Genomic DNA, 624 nt, shown 5'->3' with positions numbered 1-624 from the left:
GCAGCTGCATTCACCGGTGTAGCTGGTATGTCCTTCTTGATCTTCAACCTGCTGTGCGCACCGTGCTTCGCAGCAATGGGTGCGATCAAGCGTGAGATGAACAGCGCAAAGTGGTTCTGGTTCGCAATTGGTTACGAATGCGGTTTCGCTTATGTCATCTCTCTGATCGTCAACCAGCTGGGCAACCTGTTCACCGGCCAGCTGATGACTGCCGGAAATGCTGTTGTCAACATCGTCAGCCTGATCGTATCATTTGCACTGATCATCGTCATGATCTACCTGCTGGTTCGTCCGTATAAGGAGAGCAACAAGCTGGGCGTGAAGGTAAAGGCATAAACAAAATTGACCGGATGTTTCAAAAGGAGGCATTTCTATGGGAAGTGTCATTGTCGGAATCATTGTTGTGGCAATCATTGCTGCGATTGTTCTGTCCATGCGGAGTGACCGCAAAAAGGGAAAGCATTCCTGTGGCGGTACTTGCGGCGGCTGTCCGAACGCCTGCAACTGCCATGGCAGCGAACAAAAACACAGAAAGAAATCCTCAAAATAACGAAACCTCTCTATAAAGAAAAGCGGGGGCAGCTGGAATACGGCTGCCCCCGCTTTTTAGCGTATAATAATCAT

Annotated in this window: 1 protein-coding gene and 1 pseudogene; both read left to right on the top strand. The window is 49.5% G+C overall.

Annotated features, from left to right (window positions below; genetic code table 11):
• Positions 1–336: pseudogene (locus tag QZL66_RS04870) on the top strand (nucleoside recognition domain-containing protein); the annotation flags it as partial.
• 37 nt (positions 337–373) lie between these two features.
• Complete coding sequence (locus QZL66_RS04865; protein ID WP_022410613.1) at positions 374–550, top strand: FeoB-associated Cys-rich membrane protein; 177 nt, start codon at positions 374–376, stop codon at positions 548–550.
• Positions 551–624 lie beyond the last annotated feature (74 nt).

This window comes from Ruminococcus sp. CAG:330, from assembly GCF_000437175.1.
Classification (GTDB): domain Bacteria; phylum Bacillota; class Clostridia; order Oscillospirales; family Ruminococcaceae; genus Ruminococcus_C.
The sequence above is the reverse complement of the archived record's forward strand: the minus strand, read 5'-3'. Positions and strand labels throughout refer to the sequence as shown.